At 45.4% G+C, this 436-nt stretch carries 1 protein-coding gene; it reads right to left on the minus strand.

Translation table 11 applies throughout. The features are described 5' to 3' along the window. Positions 1-436, minus strand: a 436-nt coding sequence (locus GQS10_RS22835; protein ID WP_166246624.1) for an IS3 family transposase, incomplete at both ends; no start/stop codon positions are given.

The raw sequence follows: 436 nt of genomic DNA on the forward strand, positions 1-436 counted from the left end.
CCTTTTTAAGGGCTTCTTGGCGATACTGGACAGGTGTCATATAGCCTAATGTCCCATGAATGCGATGCTTGTTAAACCAATTCACGTAATCGTATAACTCCAATTCGAGGTGACGGAGACTTTGGAAGTCCATTTGGTTTACGAACTCTGTTTTCATGATTTTATAGGTCGCTTCGGCTACAGCGTTGTCGTATGGGCAGCCTTTCATGCTTAGGGACCGGCCGATGTTAAATGTCTCTAGAAGCTCGTCGATCTTTTGATTTTTAAACTCGCGACCACGGTCGGTATGAAACCACTGAACTTGACGCAAATCGCCCACTACGTTTGCAAACGCACGGGAAATCAGAGCAGCGTCCTTATTTGGACCTGCACTATGACCAATGATTTCTCGATTGAACAAATCAAGGAGCACGCAAATGTAATGCCACCGATTCTG

The organism is Paenibacillus turpanensis (assembly GCF_011421635.1).
In the GTDB taxonomy this organism is placed as follows: domain Bacteria; phylum Bacillota; class Bacilli; order Paenibacillales; family YIM-B00363; genus Paenibacillus_AK; species Paenibacillus_AK turpanensis.